Here is an 18592-nt window from a genome sequence, read left to right as displayed (position 1 = left end):
GATGCGTCATGACGGGAGAAAAGCCCAAGAGCTTCGTAAACTGGAGCTTCAAACAAATGTTTTCAAATATCCAGAGGGATCGGTTGTGATCCGTTTTGGTGATACAACAGTTATTTGTTCTGCAACAGTAGAGGATTCTGTACCTCCCTTTTTGAGAGAAACAGGAACAGGGTGGGTAACAGCTGAATACAGTATGCTACCTCGAGCAACGAGTACGAGAAATCGTAGAGAAAGCAGCAAAGGAAAACTTTCTGGTAGAACAATGGAAATCCAGCGTCTTATTGGTCGCTCCTTGCGTGCAGTAATAGACTTGGAAAAGCTGGGAGAGCGTAGTATCATCATAGACTGCGACGTGATCCAAGCAGATGGCGGAACTAGAACAGCTAGCATCACTGGGGCATTCGTCGCGTTGAAACTAGCAATTGAAAAGCTTTTAAGAGAAAAGGAATTGTCAGAAGATCCAATCAAAGAGCATCTTGCTGCAGTTAGCGTAGGGATCTTACCGGATGGGACTTGCGTGACAGATTTGGACTACCAAGAAGATTCCGCAGCACTTGTAGATATGAATCTCGTGATGACAGAATCAGGAAAGTTCGTGGAGATTCAAGGAACTGGAGAAGAAGCAACGTTTGATGGAGAACAGTTGAATGAAATGCTCTTTTTTGGAAAAAACGCGATTGAAGATTTGATCAAAGAGCAAAAACATGCTTTGCTAACAGAATTTGCTCAAAATGATGAGCGGATAGAAGAAACAAAAACAATCATCATTGCGACAAGAAATCCAGGAAAAGCAGAAGAGTTTCGAAATATGTTCAAAGAAGCGGGATATCATGTAAAAACATTACTTGACTATCCTGAATTGCCAGATGTGGAAGAAACTGGCAGCACATTTGAAGAAAATGCCCGATTAAAAGCAGAAACGATTGCACAATTGCTTGATCAACCAGTCTTAGCAGATGATTCAGGTTTGAAAGTGGATGCGTTAGGCGGTATGCCAGGAATCTATTCTGCACGTTTTGCAGGGGAACAAAAAAGTGATGCGGGGAATAACGCCAAATTATTATATGAATTGACAGATGTACCGGATGAAAAAAGAACAGCACAATTCCATTGTACATTAGTATTCGCGGCACCCAAAAAAGACAGCCTTGTAGTAGAAGCGGAATGGCCCGGTCGAGTAGCCCGTATACCATCTGGCGAAAATGGCTTTGGGTATGATCCTTTATTTATCCCAGAAGGTAAGAAACAAACAGCAGCAGAATTATCGAGCGAAGAAAAAAACAAGATCAGTCATCGGGCTCAAGCAATGAAAAAATTGAGTGCTGAATGGAAACAATGGCTGGAAGGAGAGAGATAGATGCGGTATTTAGTAGTAAGTGATAATCATGGAGACAGAGATATCCTCGTTGACTTAGTAAATCGCTATCGTTCTGAAGTGGATATCTCTTTCCATTGTGGCGATTCGGAATTAGAAGCTTCTGACCCATTATGGGATACATTCCAAGTGGTTCAAGGTAATTGTGATTATGGACCAGGATTCGAACAGAAAAAAGTAATCCAAACTGGTCAGGATACAGTATTCATGACTCATGGTCATTTATCGAATGTCCGATTTGGTTTGACACAGTTAGCAATCGAAGCTCGAGCTGCAAATGCCGATATGGTGTTTTTTGGTCATACCCATCAAATAGGCTGTGAGATGGATCAGAAAATCCTGTTTTTAAATCCTGGTAGCATTTCTCAGCCTAGAGGCCCGATCCAAATCCCATCATATGCTCTTATTGAAAGTTTAGATGACCAAATTTCTGTTCAATACTATAACCGTGCCCATCAGGCAGTTGAAGAGTTGGCCTTTTCTTTTTCAAGAGAGTGCTGAATAAAAAAACTCTAATTTTTAATAAAAATAAGCTTTATTTTATGAATTTTGCATCCGGTTTCGGTAAAATAGTAGTGTTGAATGAAATAGAAATGGAGGCCATCAGATGATTGGACCTATAGTAAGAGAAATGCTGCTGGAAAATCAGGAAACGTTTTTGATTCCTGCAGAAAATGTGGCAAATGTTATGTATCATCATCCATTATCCCATGGTTTACTTGTCTTATCGAAGGTCGGTTATTCCAAAATTCCTGTATTAGGAAAAGATGATCACTTTGTAGGATTAGTAAGTTTATCAGATGTGGTCAATAAAATGATTGACTTGCAAACAATCAGCATGGATCCGTTAGAAGGACTAACAGTTGCTGATGTAACAGAAACGGATGTTCCGACGATTGATGAAAATTGGGAACTAGAAGAAGTACTCCATTTGTTAGTTGATTCGCCTTTTTTACCGGTTGTCACAGAAGAACGGGTTTTCAAAGGAATCATCACAAGGAAAGAGCTGCTTAAAGCCGTAAACTTCATGGTGCATGAATTAGAACGTCGCAATATATTGTCTCCGAAAATCGAAGAATTAAAAGAACAAATCGATATCGTGAGCTAAAGAACGAGAAACTGAAAGATAATCAAAAAATAAGTAGAAACAAAAGCGTACCAGTTTTGACTTTATCTTGAAAAAGAGGCTGGGACAGAAGCGTTTAACTCCAAGAAATAAGAAGGAATTCACGAAAATTGCTTTTCAAATTTTTGTGAATTTCAGCTTATTTCCGAAGGAGTTGCTTCTGCTTCCGTCGTTTATACGTGTTTAGAGCGTGGGACAAAAGTGTTCTTTACTTTTGTCCCACGCTCTTTTTAGTGAGATTCGTTGCATCGTTTGACCAAATTATTTTCCGACAGCAATTGGACTGTTCGGAATCGTGAACCCAGAAGCTGTCAATTCTTTGACATAAGAGCTCAAGAACTCTTCTTTTAAGGCATATTGTTTTCCGTTCAATGCGTAGCAGACCGTACGAATAGCAAAATTACTATTACCAAGATCCACTAAACCAAAGATGGAAGGTTCAGTTTGAAGCTCTTCTTGGTATTTTTCAGCTAATGTATGATTTACTCGATCAATGATCTCATAGATTTTGTCATATCCTTCTTCAGGAACGATCCGGATATCTAAAAGTACTTGCATATTTGCACGAGAGAGATTGCTGATCGTGGTGATGTTTCGATTCGGGATGAAATGGACAGTACCATCCGTTGCTTTCAGCTGAAGGGTACGGATACCAACAGATACGACGGTTCCTTCAATCGTTAAGTTTGCTAGCTTGATGTAGTCCCCAACATCCATCTGTTGTTCCATGATAATAAAAAATCCGGTAATAACATCACTCATGAACCCTTGGGCACCAAGACCGATTGCCACACCTGCAATTCCGGCACCAGCCAAAAGTGATCCGATCGGCACACCGATAGCAGATAAAATTGCATAGATAAAGAAGAAACCAAGGGTATAATGAAAAATAGTATTTAAAAGACTATGTAAAGTCTTTAAGCGGCTCTCGTTTAGAATGGCTTTTTTAGAATACTGATTAAAAGACTTATCAATCAGATATTTTCCCACACGGTGAAGAATCCAAAAAAGGATGATCAAAAAAACCAGATATAAACTTTTTTGGATAAAGGCAGCCAAAATGGCGTCCCAATCAATCCCGTCCCAAAACCGCTGAAACGCATTTACTTTGCTGACAGCTTGATCTGTCAATGTCTCTCCAGAAGAGTCTGTCGTACCGGCAGTTGCTAATAATGAAAACATAAAATCCTCTTTTCTAAAATTTGATTCTTTCTGTATTGTACCAAGAAGTTTTCAAAAAAGGAAATAGCAAAAATAACTATAATGAAAGAAAAAAGCTGAAAATAAAATGACAAATAATATGGATAATGATAAAATGTGGGGAAAATAACGAAGGTGGTAAGTATATGCAAATCGATTGGAATAATTTAGGATTTTCTTATATCAAAACTCCTTGGCGTTTCATTGCCAAATGGAAAGACGGACAATGGGAAGAAGGGGAATTGACAGAAGATAATTACCTGACGATTCATGAAGGATCTCCAGCGCTTCATTATGGTCAGCAATGTTTTGAAGGTCTAAAAGCTTATCGTCGAAAAGACGGCAAGGTCAATCTCTTTCGACCTGATCAAAATAGTCGACGGATGAATCAAAGTGCTAGACGCTTGCTGATGCCGATGGTCCCTGAAAAAATGTTCGTGGATGCTGTTAAGCAAGTGGTAAAAGCAAATGAAGCTTTCGTGCCTCCGTATGGAACAGGCGCTACATTATACTTGCGTCCTTTACTGATTGGGGTCGGTGAAAACATTGGTGTCCATCCTGCTCCAGAATACTTATTTGTCGTCTTCTGTACGCCAGTAGGAGCGTATTTCAAAGGTGGGCTAAAACCAACGAACTTTATTGTATCTGATTACGATCGTGCTGCTCCTAAGGGAACAGGCGCAGCAAAAGTCGGCGGAAATTACGCAGCGAGTTTACTTCCAGGAACAGAAGCAAAAGAACTGGATTACTCAGATTGTGTTTATCTTGATCCAGCCACACACACGAAAATCGAAGAAGTAGGGGCAGCAAATTTCTTTGGGATTACGAAAGACGGAAAATTCATCACTCCACAATCGCCATCTATCTTACCAAGTATCACGAAATACTCTTTGCTGCAATTAGCCGAAGAGCGACTAGGACTTCAAGCAATAGAAGGAGATATTTTCATTGATGATCTAGATCAATTTGCAGAAGCTGGTGCATGTGGTACAGCGGCTGTTATTTCTCCGATCGGTGGGATCTACCATAATAACAATCTGCATGTATTTTATAGCGAAACGGAAGTAGGACCAGTAACAAAGCGGTTGTATGATGAATTGACAGGTATTCAATTCGGGGACATAGAAGCACCAGAAGGCTGGATTGAAGTCGTGGAGTAATTTCAAAGTAATAAGTTGAGAAAAACGTAAAAAAAGAAAAAATCAGGAAGAGACTTTAAAAAGTTTTTTCCTGATTTTTATATGTTTTACTCTAAAGAATGCGACAAAAGGATTATGAAAGATGGACACCTTTGTCAACGTAGATAATATCACCGATGATTCCGCTGGAAAGAGGACTGATCAAGAAAGCACAAGCATTACCGACTTCTTCGATCGTTACACCTTGCTGATCAGGCGTACGAGATTCAGATAACTGAATCAGTTTTTGATAGTCCTTAACCCCTGTGACAGCTAATGTTTTGATTGCTCCAGCTGAAATACCATTGACTCGGATGCCTTTAGGTGAAAACTCAGCTGCCAAATAACGGATAGCTGCTTCAAGAGAAGCTTTCGCGATACCCATCATGTTATAATTCGGGATTGCGCGCTCTGAACCTAGATAAGTCATGCTAACGATTCCGCTATTTGGTGCAAGAAACGGTTGTGCGTATTTTGATACAGCAATCAAAGAGTAGCTACTGATATCTTGAGCTAATTGATAGCCGTCTCTGGAAATATCAGACACATTTCCGGACAATTCTTCTTTGTTGGCGTAAGCAACTGCATGGACAAGGCCGTGGATCTCTCCAGCATATTCACCGATGGCATTCATTGCTTTTTCGATGCTTTCGTCGCTAGAAACATCACATTCTACAGTGAATGCTTCTTCGCCGACCAATTTGACTAATGATTTTTTCATTCGTTCATTTTGGTAAGTATAGATAATCTCTGCCCCTTGTTTCAACATTGCTTCAGCGCACCCCCAAGCAATGCTTTTTTTGTTAGCGACGCCCATGATGACGATTTTTTTTCCTTCTAGAAATGACATAATGACTCTCCTTTGTTTCTGATAAAAATTTGATAGTCGTAAAAAATAGAGAATAATAGCTAAAATAACTTCTTGATTTCTTAATTATTAGTCAAAATGTTTTGATTGTCAAACTATTTTTTCTTAAATTAAAAAAAGATTGCTAAATATTTAGGAATATGATACTTTGATAGTCAAAGTAATGAAAATGGCAATTGCCTGAAAGAAGGAGTTTAATTATGTCTTATGTATTATCTGCTACTGAAGTAATGGACTTGATCCCTAATCGTTATCCTATTTGTTATATTGATTATGTAGATACATTAGAACCAGGAAAAAAGATCGTTGCGACAAAAAATGTAACGATCAATGAAGATTTTTTTCAAGGTCACTTTCCTGACAATCCAGTGATGCCGGGTGCGTTGATTCTAGAAACACTGGCACAAGCAGGTTCGATCCTTATCCTAAAATCAGAAGAGTTCCTAGGAAAACGAGCTTATATCGGTGGGATCAATAAGGCCAAATTCCGTCAAAAAGTTGTTCCAGGAGATGTACTGAAATGTCATTTTGAAATCACCAAAATGAAGGGGTCAGTCGGTACAGCGTTATCTGCAGCATATGTAGATGATAAAAAAGTCTGTGAGTGTGAGTTCACGTTCATCGTCAACCAAAATGCTTGATCATAAAAAAGTTGTTATAGAAAAATAGAAGGATGCTTACTTGCTTTTTTATGTAAAAAGAAGACGTCTGAATCTAGCACATTTTGTCATATTTGCTAGATTCAGACGTTATTTTTATGTTCTGTTTATTTTGCTTCTTGCAGTATATTGATTTTATCAATTTTTACTTCTTCTTTTGGTTTGTCTGAACTATCTGTTTCGACATTTGCAATAGCATCCACGACATCCATTCCTTCAATCACTTGACCGAAGACAGTGTACTGACCATCAAGGGAAGGATAACCGCCGTTTTTATAAGCATCGATAATCGCTTGAGGGTAATCATCTTTTAAAAGACCATCATGCATGTCATCTGAATTTTGAACGATAAAGAACTGGCTGCCGTTACTGTTAGGATCTTGTGAGCGAGCCATAGATAACGCACCTCTTATATTGTAAAGGTGGTTGTTGATCTCTGTCTCAAATCCTTCTCCCCAAATGCTTTCGCCTCCAGTGCCATCGCCTTTAGGATCACCGCCTTGGATCATGAAATCTTTGATGACGCGGTGAAAAGTCAGACCATTATAGTAACCATCTTTTGCGTGTGTCATAAAGTTTTCAACTGCTTTAGGTGCATATTCAGGGAATAATTTGATTTTGATTGTGCCTTTATTTGTCACCATTTCGACCAAATCTTCATTTTCAGCTACATCTTTCGTCAATTGTGGCAATTCCAATGCATTCAAATCGACACTACTGGCAGTTGTACTTTCCGCAGTGGATGTACTCTTTGAACTTTCAGCGGATGAACTAGGAGAAGTCGTACTGTTTGCGGAACAACCAGCAGCAAACAATAATGCTGCAGCTAAACTAATACTTAAAATAACTTTATTTTTCTTCATAACTATTCCTTTCCAATTTACTATTTTGTTATCTTTAATGATAACAAAATAGAGGAGAAATACCTACTTAAATTATTGGAATTTATCATTTATTTTAAAAGAAAAAGAAAAGGTGTAGACCATTTATCTTGTCTTTGCTATAATGTAAGTGGATACAAAAACGAAAAGATGCAGGAGGAAATGGCAATATGGGAAAATTAGGAATCTCGATTTATCCAGAACGATCAACATTTGAAAAGGACAAAGCGTACTTGGATTTAGCTCATAAGTATGGGTATAAACGGGTTTTTACCAGTTTACTGCAAATCAACGACGACAAAGAAAAAGTTCTTTCAGAATTTAAAGAAGTAGTTGATTATGCGAATAGCCTAGGCATGGAAGTAATGGTAGATATCAATCCAGCGTTATTTGAACAGTTGGAGATTTCTTACGATGACTTATCCTTTTTCCATAAGATGGGTGCCTATGGAGTTCGCTTGGATATCGGGTTCACCGGAGCAGAAGAAGCAAAAATGACGCGTAATCCTTTCGGTATCAAAATCGAGATCAATATGAGTTCGGGCACGAATTATGTTGACAACATTATGAGTTATTCGCCAAACACGGATAATTTATTAGGTTCTCATAATTTTTATCCTCATCGATATTCTGGTTTAGGCTACGACCATTTTGTTTTTTGTTCAGAAAAATTTAGAAAATATAATTTGAATACGATGGCGTTCGTCAATTCGCAATCCGCTGAGTTTGGCCCTTGGCCTACACAAGATGGCTTGTGCACATTAGAAGACCACCGAGACCTTGAGATTGCTACACAAGTGAAGCATTTGATCCTTACAGGGCTGATTGATGATATTTCTATTGGAAATGCGTATGCAAGCGAAGAAGAATTGAAAGAAATGGCAGAAGCTTTTAATGCAGATTATCCAACATTGAAAGTAGATACGGAAGAAGGGATTACAGAAAACGAACGAATCTGCTTGTTTGACAACCTCCACAGTTATCGAGGAGATCGCTCAGAGTATATCCTTCGTTCGACGATGACTCGTGTATATTATAAAGAGAAAGATTTTCCACCTCACAATACGCGAGATATGCATCATGGTGATGTGCTGATTGATAATGAAGGGTATGGTCAATATAAAGGAGAAACACAAATCGCCTTGAAGGATATGAAAAATGACGGACGGGTCAATGTTGTAGGAAGAATTTCTGATGACGAATTGTTCCTCCTTGACTTTTTGAAACCTTGGTCAAGCTTTAAATTAACTGAAAATAAAAAATAGATAATGAGTTGCTGCAGAAATAATCCGCTAGAAATAGCCAGTTATTTCTGCTTTTTTATTTTGTTTTTTTATAGGTTATAAAAATGAACATTGCATAGTAGAGATTCTTTGATTATACTAATTCAAGGTTAGATGAAAAAAGAGAAATGAGATGGATAATTTATGAAACTTTGGATGAAAATCCTTTTAGGCATTGCCCTAGTTCTAATCGTTGCGCTATTGTTTGCAGGGAATTATTTTTATAATTATGCTGTCGTACCGTCTGAGAAAGACTTTTTAGATGAAGATACGCCAGGTACAACACAGACATCCAAAGAAACGGATGCACATAAGTGGTTTAGTTCAAAAGAGAACCGAAGCAATTGGACGATTACTTCAAAAGACGGTCTGAAATTATCAGCGATTTATCTTCCTGCTGAAACGAAAAGTGACAAAACAGCTCTGGTTGCTCATGGCTACATGGGAGATGCTGAAACGATGACCAATTATGCAAAGATGTTCCATGATATGGGCTACAATGTCCTTGTTCCAGATGCAAGAGGGCATGGAAAAAGCGAAGGGGATTATATTGGATTTGGATGGCCAGAGCGCAAAGACTATGTGCAGTGGATCAACAAAGTGTTAGAAGAAAATGGAAACTCGCAAGAAATCGTTCTATATGGTGTCAGCATGGGGGCAGCAACTGTCATGATGACTAGCGGAGAAAAATTACCAAATAACGTAAAAGCAATTATTGAAGATTGCGGTTATTCTTCTGTCCATGATGAGCTTGCGTATCAGCTAGACGATATGTTTAGTCTTCCAGCATTTCCGCTTATGCAAGTAACGAGTCTAGTGACAAAAGTCCGTGCCGGCTACTTTTTCGGTGAGGCAAGTGCAGTGGATCAATTGAAGAAAAACCAGCGTCCAATGCTATTTATACATGGAGACGCAGACACATTTGTACCATTTGAAATGTTGGATAAGGTTTATCGTGCAACGAAGGGGCCAAAAGAAAAGTATGTTGTAAAAGGAGCCGAGCATGCGGAAGCATACAAGACAGATCCTGAAAAGTATCAGCAAGTAGTCCGACAATTTTTAAGCCAATATGTTCATTGAACTAGTTTAAATGCAAGAGGATAAAAAGAAACAAGCCTTTGACTGGACCCAGTCAAAGGCTTGTTTTATTGTTTGATTTATTAAATTACAAGTTAGCGAATTTTTCTAGTAAGCGAATCATTTGGCAAGTGAATCCGTACTCATTGTCATACCATGCAACAGTTTTGACAAGTTGGAAATCGCCAGCAGTTGTTACTTCTGTTTGGGTTGGATCAAAGATCGAACCTTGAGTTGTGCCAATGACATCGCTAGAAACGATTTGACGGTCATCATACCCAAATGAAGGATTGTCAACTGTGTGTTTTTTGATTGCTTCATTTACTTGATCAGCAGTTACTTTGGTTTTCAATACTGAAACTAATTCAGTTAATGAACCATCAACGACTGGAACACGTTGCGCATGTCCTTGTAATTTTCCTTGTAACTCAGGGATAACTAAGCCGATTGCTTTTGCAGCACCAGTAGAATGTGGAATAGTGTTGTCAGCAGCTGAACGAGCAGCGCGTAAATTACCGCCTCTTACTGGTCCGTCTAACAGCATTTGGGTTGAAGTGTAGGCATGGACTGTTGTCATTGTACCAACTTCGATCCCAAATTCATTATTCAAGAAATAAGCCATAGGTGCTAAACAGTTTGTTGTACATGAACCTGCTGAGATGATTCGGTCGTTTTCATCTAATGTATCATCATTGACGTTATAGACGATGGTTTTCATTGCACCAGCTGGGGCAGAAATAACTACTCGTTTGACACCAGCATCTAAATGCGCTTTCGCTTTTTCTTCAGATGTATAAAAACCAGTACATTCTAGTACGATATCTACACCGTTTTCTTTTACCCAAGGGATTTTGCTTGCGTCGGGTTCTGCATAAACACGCGTTGCTTCGCCATCCACTACGATTGAGTCTTCTGTTGCAGTAACTGTGCCAGGATAAGTACCGTGAGTAGAGTCAAATTGCAATAATTGTGCCAACATAGTTGGACTTGTTAAGTCGTTGATTGCTACTACTTCAATATCATCTGATACTTCTTTGATGCGGCGGAAAGCCAGACGGCCGATACGCCCAAATCCGTTAATACCTACTTTTACTGTCATATCAAAAGTTCCTCCTTTATTAGGGGTGCTATGAAACGGCATCCTCAATTAATACAATTAATACACTGTTATTCTGCTACGCAAAGCATATTTTGTCAAAAAATTATACTCGATAGCAGAAAAATGGTTGGAAACCTTACCAAATAATAAAAAAAGAAGAAGGCAATCAATCTTTTTGCTGAAATGATAGACAAAAACAGATTTCACCGATAAAATAAGGAAGACTTTTGTTTATTGTGGAAATTCAGGCAGTCAAATAAATAAATTGAATAATAGGAGGACTTAATTATGTCCATGTTTTTAGATCAAGTAACGATCGATGTGAAAGCTGGCAAGGGCGGAGACGGAATGGTTGCATTTCGTCGCGAAAAATACGTTCCTGACGGCGGACCGGCTGGTGGAGACGGTGGTCGTGGCGGTGATGTCATCTTGGTCGTCGATGAAGGTTTGCGTACATTGATGGACTTTCGTTTTAATCGCCATTTCAAAGCGCAGCCAGGTGAAAATGGAATGAGTAAAGGGATGCACGGCCGTGGTTCAGAAGATACCTATGTGAAAGTACCGCAAGGAACCACTGTCCGAGATGCAGAGACTGGTGCTCTTTTAGGAGACTTGATTGAAAATGGTCAAACACTAGTTGTGGCGAAAGGGGGACGTGGCGGACGAGGAAATATCCGGTTTGCCTCTCCTCGGAACCCTGCACCGGAAATTGCTGAAAACGGGGAACCAGGACAAGAACGAAAAATCGAACTAGAATTGAAAGTATTGGCAGACGTTGGGCTTGTAGGCTTTCCATCTGTTGGGAAATCGACTTTGCTATCTGTGATTTCATCTGCTCGTCCAAAGATCGGCGCTTATCATTTCACGACACTCGTCCCTAACTTGGGAATGGTTACTACAAGTGATGGCAGAAGTTTTGCCGCAGCAGACTTGCCAGGGTTGATTGAAGGAGCTTCGCAAGGTGTTGGACTAGGTACACAATTCCTTCGTCATATCGAAAGAACGCGAGTTATTTTACATGTGATCGATATGAGTGGGATGGAAGGACGAGATCCTTATGAAGACTATCTTGCCATCAACAAAGAATTATCTACTTACAACTTACGCTTGTTAGAGCGTCCGCAAATCATCGTGGCAAACAAAATGGATATGCCGGATGCACAGGAAAACTTAGTGAAATTCAAAGAACAGCTGAACAAGGAAAAAGAAGACGAATTCGCTGATGATATCCCGGTATTTCCAATTTCTGGAGTGACTCGACAAGGATTGGATGCGTTATTGAATGCTACAGCAGACCTGTTAGAAGTAACGCCAGAATTCCCATTGTACGAGGAAGAACTGGAAGAAGAAACTGTACACTATGGATTCAATCCAGAAGGTCCTGAGTTCCAAATCGATCGTGATTCAGATGCAACGTGGATCTTATCCGGTGAGAAGATCGAAAAATTATTCCAAATGACGAATTTCGATCATGATGAAACGGTAATGCGTTTTGCTCGTCAATTACGTGGTATGGGTGTGGATGAGGCACTTCGGGCACGTGGGGCGAAAGATGGCGACCTCGTCCGTATCGGTGAATTTGAATTTGAATTTGTCGAATAGGCAAACAAATAAAAACAAATACCAAAAAATATAGTTTCAAATCTAAGGGGAGTATGGCTGAGGCCATTCTCCTTTTTTATTAGGTAGAAAAGAGTGCTTTTCTTTTCTTATTTTACAATTAAAGGTAAAATAAATAACAAGAAGGTATGAAAGGGGCGTTTTCAATGAGCAAGCGAGTAATCATTTTAAATTTTCAAGTAGAAAGCCAAGCATATCAGGCATTTTCAGAAATCAAAAAACTCCATGCTGTTCGTTCGATCAAAGGAGAACAGATGGCCGTTGTCAGCCATGATCCCAATGGAACCCATCAATTCAAAATAGAAGATTTTATCGACTTTACTGGTAATAACAAATCTTCTACTGGTGGGTTGATTGGTATGTTGGTTGGCGTATTAGGTGGGCCGCTAGGGATTCTATTAGGATGGTTTGCCGGAGGGATGATTGGTGCGACACAAGATGCAAAAGAAATAAAAGATGCTCAGACTGTGTTCGACTTTGTAGGAAATAAAATCGGTGAAGGAGCTACAGGACTGATTTTGATTGCGGATGAAGAAGACAATCGTCCATTGAATCAATTAGTGATGATGGAATTAGGCGGAGAAATTACCCGTTTGGATTATGAAGATGTCGAAAAAGATGTGCACGATGCGAAAGAAGCCGAAAAGCAGGCGAAAGAAGCTGCCCAAAAGACTTGGGAGGACAAACATCTGCAATCTTCCGATGACAATGAGAGTTCCGAATCTTCAAATTAATAAAAACAGCAGAGAATCTCAAAAGGGTTCGCTGCTGTTTTTACAATGGAGTTTAAAGAAAACGTTATCACAGAAGAACATCGTTTTTATTTGAAGCCTTTATCGACTTACGGTTGATTATCCTATCTTTTTCCCCTAAAATTAAAGAGGAACTTAAAGAAAGTCAGGTAGATTATGGAATTACAATTTTTAGGAACAGGCGCAGGTGTTCCTGCAAAACATAGAAATGTGACAAGTATAGCATTGAAACTTTTAGACGAACGTAATGAAGTTTGGTTATTCGACTGTGGTGAAGGCACGCAAATGCAGATTTTGCGAACGACTATCCGTCCGAGAAAAATCGGTAAAATTTTCATTACACATTTACACGGCGATCATATTTTCGGGCTTCCTGGACTCATCAGCAGCCGTTCATTTCAAGGTGGGGATACGCCATTAGAGATTTACGGGCCAAAAGGGATAGAGGAATACATAAAAGTCTCTTTAGGCATTTCGCAAACACGGTTAAGTTATCCGCTGAAATTCATCGAGTTAAATGAAACAGACCCGATTTTTACTGATCAGCAATTTTCTGTTTATGCAAAAAAACTAAATCATGGAATCGACAGTTTCGGTTATCGTGTGGTTGAACATGATCATAAAGGAGAATTGCAGGTGGATCGTCTGAAAGAATTAGGCATTCCGGCTGGACCACTGTACGGCAAGCTGAAGCAAGGGGAAACGATCCAACTAGAAGATGGTCGGACGATCAATGGAAAAGATTTCGTAGGCCCAAATAAAAAAGGGCGGATCGTGACTATTTTAGGCGACACGAGAAAAACACATAATTCTGTTGTGCTTGCGGAAAACAGTGATATTCTGGTACATGAAAGCACATTTAATAAAGATGAAGCAAGAATGGCGCATAACTATTTCCATTCCACGACTCATCAAGCTGCTGAAGTTGCAAAAGAAGCGCAGGCAAAACGGCTGTTGCTTACTCATATCAGTGCAAGATATTTAGGAAAAGCAGCTCTAGAGCTTGAAAAAGAAGCAAAAGAAGTGTTTGAAAACACGACGATCATGAAAGATTTTGATAGCATTGAGATACCATTTCGTGAGGAGGATGAGGCATGAATTTAGAAGATAAAGTTGTTTTAGTAACAGGTAGTTCAGGTGGTCTAGGCGCTCAAATCTGTTATGAAGCAGCAAAGCAAGGAGCAATCGTTATAAGTTGCGCACGAAGAATGGCATTTGTAGAAGGTGTCAGAGACGAGTGCAGACGCTTGAGCGGCAAAGAGGCTTATGCTTTCAAAGTAGATGTCAGCGATCCTTATAGTGTGGATGAACTATATGAAAAAGTAATGGAAGAAGTTGGACGTGTCGATATTCTGGTAAACAATGCTGGTTTTGGTATTTTTGAGGACTTCCTTACATTCGATCTTGGAAAAGCATACGATATGTTTGAAGTCAATATCTTAGGAATGATGGTTTTGACACAAAAATTTGCGATCGATATGGCAGAAAGAAGACAGGGACATATTATTAATATCGCCTCAATGGCTGGGAAAATGGCAACTGCAAAATCAACGGTTTATTCTGCCACGAAATTTGCGGTCCTTGGCTTCTCCAACGCTTTGCGATTAGAATTGAAACCACTTGGTGTAGCTGTTACGACAGTAAATCCAGGTCCAATCGAGACAGATTTCTTTGACAAGGCTGATCCAAGCGGAAGCTATTTGGAAAAAGTCGGGCAAATCGTTTTAGAACCTACTAAGTTGGCAAAAATGATCGTCCGCAATATGAGACATCCAAAACGAGAAATCAATCAACCGTTTATTTTAGAAGTTGCATCAAAATTTTATACGCTGTTTCCAACGATTGGTGATTATTTAGCCAGCGGAATTTTTAACAAAAAGTAGGTGGAGGAATTGAAAAAGCAAAGCAATGTGATTCTTGGATTTATCTTAGTTTTGATTATTGTTCTTTTTGCTGTATTGAACAATAAAAATGTCCCTGTAAGTTTTGGCTTCACTTCCTTTTCTGCACCGTTGATCTTAGTGATTATCGGTTCTGCGCTGATTGGTGCACTGATTGTATTCTTGACTGCTTCGGCAACACTGTGGCAGCAAAAAAAGCAAATCAAGCAGCTGACTCAGGAAATATCAGAATACCAAACAGATCTGCAAAAGAAAATTGAAGAAGCAAAAGAAGAACAGCAACGCGAGTTTAGAAACGAACGCGCGGAGTTAGAAGCTGCTTATCAGGCGGAATTACAAGCGAAAACAGCACAAATCAGTCAATTGAAAGCACCGGAAGAACAAAAAACGCAAGCGCCAAAACAAAGCTTCAATTATTTTGACTAATAGGGATATTTCATAAATGGTCGTATAAAAGATCGGGTCCTGCTGAACATCAGTCTAGCGGATCTGATCTATTTTTATTCTTTCTTTCTGCTTTTTTTTGCTGATTTCCTTTGCTATAATAACTAAGTTAGGAGTGAGAAAGTGAGACAAGCAAATTTTGATTGGAAGTTAAGCGAGACAGAGCCTTCTGAATCCTTTCTCCAAATGATCCGTGAACTGAAATTATCTCCATTTGTCGGTAAGTTACTGTGGCAAAGAGGTTACCATGAGGAAGAGGATATCAACCGATTTTTACATCCAAAGGAACAAGAACTACATGATCCGTATCTGATGCACGATATGGATAAAGCAATCAGTCGAATACAAGAAGCTGTAATCAGTGGAGAAAAAATCCTTGTTTACGGTGATTATGATGCAGACGGAATCACCAGTGCAACGGTAATGAAAGAAACACTGGAATTACTTGGTGCAGAAGTAGAAGTATTTTTGCCAAATCGATTTGAACACGGGTATGGACCAAATCGATCGGTATACCAAGAAAAGATCGAAAAAGGCGTCCAGTTGATCATCACTGTTGATAACGGGGTAGCAGGACATGAGGCAGTAGCATATGCTCAGCAAGCTGGTGTAGACGTGATCATTACAGACCATCACGAACTACCTGAGAAATTACCAGATGCCTATGCGATTGTTCATCCTCGTCATCCAGCGGGGCAATATCCATTTCCAGATCTGGCAGGAGTCGGAGTAGCATTCAAAGTAGCTTCTGCACTGTTGGAAGAACCACCTGCAGAATTTTTGGATTTAGTAGCAATAGGAACGATCGCCGATTTAGTTTCATTGACTGATGAGAATCGAATCCTTGTTTCATTAGGAATCGATGCCATCCATCATTCAGAACGGATAGGACTTCAGGCGCTGTTTGAAGAAAGTGGCGTAAAAATGAGGGATGCAGACGAAACAACGATCGGCTTTTCGATTGCGCCCAGACTAAATGCCATTGGTCGGATGGGTGACCCGCGACCTGCCGTTTCATTGCTTGCAACGTTTGACGAAGAAGAGGCATCCATTCAAGCAAAAAAATTGAATGAAATCAATGAAGAAAGAAAAGCAATCGTAGAGCAGATAACAGAAGAAGCATTAGCAATGGTCAATAAGGAGAATCATATCCATCTATTGGTAAACCGAGGATGGCATGAAGGTGTTTTGGGTATTGTTGCAGGAAAAATAATGAACGAAACTGGTAAACCAACGCTTGTTCTTACTTTAAAAGAAGACGGATCAGCTAAAGGATCTGGACGTAGTGTTGAAGCCTTGAACCTTTTTGAAATGCTTGACCAGATGCGGGATTTATTTACTTACTTCGGGGGACATCATGTAGCAGTCGGGTTAACGATGCCAAGTGAAAATGTCACAATACTACAGGAGAAGATGAACCAATATATAGTCGATCGTCAAATCGATTTGACAAGAGGACCTGAATTAAGAATTGATGAAGTGCTATTTCCGGATGAAGTAACAGTAGAGCGTATTGATGAACTAAAATTATTAGCGCCATTTGGTACAGATAATCCTTTACCTCAATTTTTATTTCGGCAAGTCCAAGCAGCGAATGTCAAAAGAATCGGAGCAAACCAACAGCATCTGAAATTTGTCCTTTCCGATGAATCTAGTCAGCTTGATGCGGTCGCTTTTGGTTTTGGAACTCAAGAAGAAGAACTGCTGAATAATCTAGTAGATGTAGTAGGAAAGCTTTCAATCAATGAATGGAATGGACGTAAGAAACCGCAATTGATGGTATCTGATTTTGCAGTAGGGGGTCTGCAAGTATTTGATTGGCGGGCAAAACGTTTCCGTGAACAGAGCCGAACATCTGAAGACAGTCTTTATTTAGCTTTTGATTCTTCGACGTTGAAATTCGTGCCGGAGAGTATCCAAGAAACGGCGATTGTTTTCGAAGGAATGGATTCTATACAGGCGGTAATTGAAAAAAGAAAACCGAAATCTCTGGTTATTATGGACTGTCCAGATGATTTAGCAGAGCTGAAAGAAGTCTTTCGGTCTTATTCATTCAATCGTGTTTATCTGATGGGGATTTCACCTGATGAGGCTTATTTGAATGGGGTAGGCACAAGAGAACAGTACGCAAAATTGTTTAAATTGATCCATTCTCAAGAACGAATAGATATACGTCATAAAATAAAAGCAGTAGCTCAATATTTGCGTATCCCTGAAAAATTATTAATTTTTATGATACAGGTGTTTTTTGAATTGAAATTTGTTACAATAGAGAACGGTGTTTTACAAAAAGTCGCCAACCCAGAAAGTCATCCTTTGACTGAGAGCAAATTATACCAGCGGCGGCTAAATAAAATCAAAGTTGAGGAATTTTTGCTTTTGAGCGATATTCCTACCATAAAGAAATGGTTAACAACCTAGGAGGAAACAAAGAGTGGATTTAAAAGATTATATTGCCAGTATTCCCGACTATCCGTCAAAAGGAATTGTGTTCCGAGATATTTCCCCGCTGATGGCAGATGGTGACGCTTATCGGGAAGCTACGAAGCAAATCGTAAATTATGCAAAAGAAAAACGAATTGATATGGTAGTTGGACCAGAAGCACGTGGGTTCATCGTAGGATGTCCTGTTGCTTATGAGTTAGGAGTTGGTTTTGCACCAGTCCGCAAAAAAGGAAAATTACCTCGAGAAACCATCGAAGTGACTTATGGATTAGAATATGGAACAGATACATTGACATTGCATAAGGATGCCATTAAACCAGGTCAGCGTGTGCTGATTTGTGACGATTTGCTGGCTACAGGTGGAACGATCAAAGCGACAATCGAACTGATCGAACAATTAGGCGGTGTAGTCGTAGGCTGCGCATTTTTAATCGAATTGATGGATCTCCATGGACGCGACAAAATCAAAGGATACGACATTATTACATTAATGGAATATTAAGCAGAAAAAGCGATTTATGATTTATAATTTATAAAGAAGTGATTTTGAAGCGACCCTCAAAAGTCAGATAGGCACTCTGACGCTTGAGGGTCGCTATTTTTTTATAAATGGAACCAGTCAAAGTCCAGTAAAGGTTCGAAAAAAAGGATGTGACCGATTTTTGTCACACCCTCGTAAAAGTT

18 protein-coding genes are annotated in these 18592 nt (G+C 39.5%); 14 read left to right on the top strand and 4 right to left on the bottom strand.

Annotated features, from left to right (window positions below):
- Nucleotide 1: 1 nt before the first annotated feature.
- The 3 genes from rph to cbpB all read left to right on the top strand — a co-directional run bounded on the left by rph (nucleotide 2) and on the right by cbpB (nucleotide 2483).
- Entirely contained in the window at nucleotides 2–1357 is a 1356-nt protein-coding gene (rph, locus tag A5816_RS05840; RefSeq protein ID WP_086310933.1) for a ribonuclease PH, read from the top strand.
- Complete coding sequence (locus tag A5816_RS05835; protein WP_086310932.1) at nucleotides 1358–1876, top strand: metallophosphoesterase; 519 nt, start codon at nucleotides 1358–1360, stop codon at nucleotides 1874–1876.
- Nucleotides 1877–1982: 106 nt separating this feature from the next.
- Nucleotides 1983–2483, top strand: a complete 501-nt coding sequence (gene cbpB / locus A5816_RS05830) for a cyclic-di-AMP-binding protein CbpB (protein ID WP_002309404.1) — start codon at nucleotides 1983–1985, stop codon at nucleotides 2481–2483.
- 279 nt (nucleotides 2484–2762) lie between these two features.
- Here cbpB and A5816_RS05825 read toward each other — a convergent pair whose 3' ends face one another.
- Nucleotides 2763–3683 (bottom strand): mechanosensitive ion channel family protein, encoded by a 921-nt coding sequence (locus A5816_RS05825; RefSeq protein WP_002313813.1) that lies wholly within the window; start codon nucleotides 3681–3683, stop codon nucleotides 2763–2765.
- 125 nt (nucleotides 3684–3808) lie between these two features.
- On the opposite strand from A5816_RS05825, the gene A5816_RS05815 reads away from it, so the two are divergent.
- On the top strand, nucleotides 3809–4861 hold the full coding sequence (locus tag A5816_RS05815; RefSeq protein WP_073994710.1) for a branched-chain amino acid aminotransferase: 1053 nt from the start codon (nucleotides 3809–3811) through the stop codon (nucleotides 4859–4861).
- Between the two features lie 112 nt (nucleotides 4862–4973).
- Here the strand turns inward: A5816_RS05815 and fabI are convergent, their stop codons facing one another.
- Nucleotides 4974–5729 carry an enoyl-ACP reductase FabI gene (gene fabI / locus A5816_RS05810; protein ID WP_002295795.1) on the bottom strand — a complete coding sequence of 252 codons (756 nt, stop codon included), beginning with the start codon at nucleotides 5727–5729 and terminating at the stop codon, nucleotides 4974–4976.
- A 218-nt stretch (nucleotides 5730–5947) separates the two neighbouring features.
- Between fabI and fabZ the strand changes: the two genes are divergently transcribed.
- Nucleotides 5948–6388 carry a 3-hydroxyacyl-ACP dehydratase FabZ gene (gene fabZ / locus A5816_RS05805; protein WP_002309395.1) on the top strand — a complete coding sequence of 147 codons (441 nt, stop codon included), beginning with the start codon at nucleotides 5948–5950 and terminating at the stop codon, nucleotides 6386–6388.
- Nucleotides 6389–6513: 125 nt separating this feature from the next.
- Here fabZ and A5816_RS05800 read toward each other — a convergent pair whose 3' ends face one another.
- The gene (locus tag A5816_RS05800) at nucleotides 6514–7269 is read right to left on the bottom strand and encodes a peptidylprolyl isomerase (RefSeq protein ID WP_070769876.1); all 756 of its coding nucleotides are present in this window, start codon (nucleotides 7267–7269) and stop codon (nucleotides 6514–6516) included.
- 188 nt (nucleotides 7270–7457) lie between these two features.
- On the opposite strand from A5816_RS05800, the gene A5816_RS05795 reads away from it, so the two are divergent.
- The gene (locus A5816_RS05795; RefSeq protein ID WP_010732676.1) at nucleotides 7458–8552 is read left to right on the top strand and encodes a DUF871 domain-containing protein; all 1095 of its coding nucleotides are present in this window, start codon (nucleotides 7458–7460) and stop codon (nucleotides 8550–8552) included.
- Nucleotides 8553–8714: 162 nt separating this feature from the next.
- Nucleotides 8715–9650 carry an alpha/beta hydrolase gene (locus tag A5816_RS05790; protein ID WP_038398891.1) on the top strand — a complete coding sequence of 312 codons (936 nt, stop codon included), beginning with the start codon at nucleotides 8715–8717 and terminating at the stop codon, nucleotides 9648–9650.
- An 85-nt stretch (nucleotides 9651–9735) separates the two neighbouring features.
- Here A5816_RS05790 and gap read toward each other — a convergent pair whose 3' ends face one another.
- A complete protein-coding gene (gene gap / locus A5816_RS05785; protein ID WP_002309387.1) occupies nucleotides 9736–10746 on the bottom strand; it encodes a type I glyceraldehyde-3-phosphate dehydrogenase in 1011 nt (336 codons plus the stop codon).
- Between the two features lie 288 nt (nucleotides 10747–11034).
- Between gap and obgE the strand changes: the two genes are divergently transcribed.
- The 7 genes from obgE (at nucleotide 11035) to A5816_RS05750 (ending at nucleotide 18410) form a co-directional block, all read left to right on the top strand.
- The gene (obgE, locus tag A5816_RS05780; RefSeq protein WP_002309385.1) at nucleotides 11035–12348 is read left to right on the top strand and encodes a GTPase ObgE; all 1314 of its coding nucleotides are present in this window, start codon (nucleotides 11035–11037) and stop codon (nucleotides 12346–12348) included.
- Nucleotides 12349–12512: 164 nt separating this feature from the next.
- Nucleotides 12513–13100, top strand: a complete 588-nt coding sequence (locus tag A5816_RS05775; protein WP_010732673.1) for a hypothetical protein — start codon at nucleotides 12513–12515, stop codon at nucleotides 13098–13100.
- Nucleotides 13101–13274: 174 nt separating this feature from the next.
- On the top strand, nucleotides 13275–14216 hold the full coding sequence (rnz, locus tag A5816_RS05770) for a ribonuclease Z (RefSeq protein ID WP_002313806.1): 942 nt from the start codon (nucleotides 13275–13277) through the stop codon (nucleotides 14214–14216).
- A complete protein-coding gene (locus tag A5816_RS05765; protein ID WP_002329154.1) occupies nucleotides 14213–15001 on the top strand; it encodes an SDR family oxidoreductase in 789 nt (262 codons plus the stop codon). Before rnz ends, A5816_RS05765 begins: the two co-directional genes overlap by 4 nt.
- On the top strand, nucleotides 15002–15445 hold the full coding sequence (locus A5816_RS05760) for a lipopolysaccharide assembly LapA domain-containing protein (RefSeq protein WP_002390566.1): 444 nt from the start codon (nucleotides 15002–15004) through the stop codon (nucleotides 15443–15445). It abuts the gene before it with no gap.
- Nucleotides 15446–15586: 141 nt separating this feature from the next.
- On the top strand, nucleotides 15587–17884 hold the full coding sequence (gene recJ / locus A5816_RS05755; protein ID WP_086310930.1) for a single-stranded-DNA-specific exonuclease RecJ: 2298 nt from the start codon (nucleotides 15587–15589) through the stop codon (nucleotides 17882–17884).
- Nucleotides 17885–17897: 13 nt separating this feature from the next.
- The gene (locus A5816_RS05750) at nucleotides 17898–18410 is read left to right on the top strand and encodes an adenine phosphoribosyltransferase (RefSeq protein WP_002295813.1); all 513 of its coding nucleotides are present in this window, start codon (nucleotides 17898–17900) and stop codon (nucleotides 18408–18410) included.
- Nucleotides 18411–18592: the final 182 nt, after the last annotated feature.

The sequence above is a fragment of the Enterococcus sp. 3G1_DIV0629 genome (assembly GCF_002141285.1).
In the GTDB taxonomy this organism is placed as follows: domain Bacteria; phylum Bacillota; class Bacilli; order Lactobacillales; family Enterococcaceae; genus Enterococcus_B; species Enterococcus_B lactis.
This window is presented reverse-complemented; position numbering and strand designations above follow the sequence as displayed.

Excerpts from the sequence above, each read along its gene's own strand:
- A5816_RS05775 (WP_010732673.1), top strand. The coding sequence starts at position 12,513 with ATGAGCAAGCGAGTAATCATTTTAAATTTTCAAGTAGAAAGCCAAGCA.
- obgE (WP_002309385.1), top strand. The coding sequence starts at position 11,035 with ATGTCCATGTTTTTAGATCAAGTAACGATCGATGTGAAAGCTGGCAAG.
- A5816_RS05795 (WP_010732676.1), top strand. The coding sequence starts at position 7,458 with ATGGGAAAATTAGGAATCTCGATTTATCCAGAACGATCAACATTTGAA.
- A5816_RS05815 (WP_073994710.1), top strand. The coding sequence starts at position 3,809 with ATGATAAAATGTGGGGAAAATAACGAAGGTGGTAAGTATATGCAAATC.
- A5816_RS05765 (WP_002329154.1), top strand. The coding sequence starts at position 14,213 with ATGAATTTAGAAGATAAAGTTGTTTTAGTAACAGGTAGTTCAGGTGGT.
- fabI (WP_002295795.1), bottom strand. The coding sequence starts at position 5,729 with ATGTCATTTCTAGAAGGAAAAAAAATCGTCATCATGGGCGTCGCTAAC.
- cbpB (WP_002309404.1), top strand. The coding sequence starts at position 1,983 with ATGATTGGACCTATAGTAAGAGAAATGCTGCTGGAAAATCAGGAAACG.
- fabZ (WP_002309395.1), top strand. The coding sequence starts at position 5,948 with ATGTCTTATGTATTATCTGCTACTGAAGTAATGGACTTGATCCCTAAT.
- rnz (WP_002313806.1), top strand. The coding sequence starts at position 13,275 with ATGGAATTACAATTTTTAGGAACAGGCGCAGGTGTTCCTGCAAAACAT.
- A5816_RS05790 (WP_038398891.1), top strand. The coding sequence starts at position 8,715 with ATGAAACTTTGGATGAAAATCCTTTTAGGCATTGCCCTAGTTCTAATC.
- A5816_RS05800 (WP_070769876.1), bottom strand. The coding sequence starts at position 7,269 with ATGAAGAAAAATAAAGTTATTTTAAGTATTAGTTTAGCTGCAGCATTA.
- A5816_RS05835 (WP_086310932.1), top strand. The coding sequence starts at position 1,358 with ATGCGGTATTTAGTAGTAAGTGATAATCATGGAGACAGAGATATCCTC.
- rph (WP_086310933.1), top strand. The coding sequence starts at position 2 with ATGCGTCATGACGGGAGAAAAGCCCAAGAGCTTCGTAAACTGGAGCTT.
- A5816_RS05825 (WP_002313813.1), bottom strand. The coding sequence starts at position 3,683 with ATGTTTTCATTATTAGCAACTGCCGGTACGACAGACTCTTCTGGAGAG.
- gap (WP_002309387.1), bottom strand. The coding sequence starts at position 10,746 with ATGACAGTAAAAGTAGGTATTAACGGATTTGGGCGTATCGGCCGTCTG.